The sequence below is a fragment of the Pseudoneobacillus rhizolycopersici genome, assembly GCF_054786815.1.
This window is the reverse complement of the sequence record NZ_JBTOOE010000080.1, coordinates 1-281: the sequence shown is the minus strand read 5'-3', so window position 1 is coordinate 281 and position 281 is coordinate 1. Positions and strand designations below refer to the sequence as shown.

Here is a 281-nt window from a genome sequence, read left to right as displayed (position 1 = left end):
CCCGTCGAGGTCACGATCGAGGAGGACAAGATCGTGATTCGCCGCGCCGGCGCCGCCGACGACGACGAGTAGCCGCGTGGACCCGTTCGCGCGGGCCCTGCGCTTCGCCTGGTCGATCGACGAGGCCGCCGCCGACGAGGTGCAGCGGATCGACGAGGGGACCGTGCTCCGCACGCCCTCGTATCCCGACGCCTGGTCGGTCAACGCGCTGCGGCTCGAGCACGCGCTGCCGGACGGCCTCGACGCCGTGACCCTGCTCGGCGAGGCGCACCTGACCACGC

1 protein-coding gene is annotated in these 281 nt (G+C 73.3%); it reads left to right on the top strand.

Annotated elements, in window-relative coordinates; translation table 11 throughout:
- Positions 1-76: 76 nt before the first annotated feature.
- Positions 77-281 (top strand): hypothetical protein (locus ACX9YW_RS22930; RefSeq protein ID WP_460351024.1); only part of this gene is annotated, 205 nt, incomplete at its 3' end.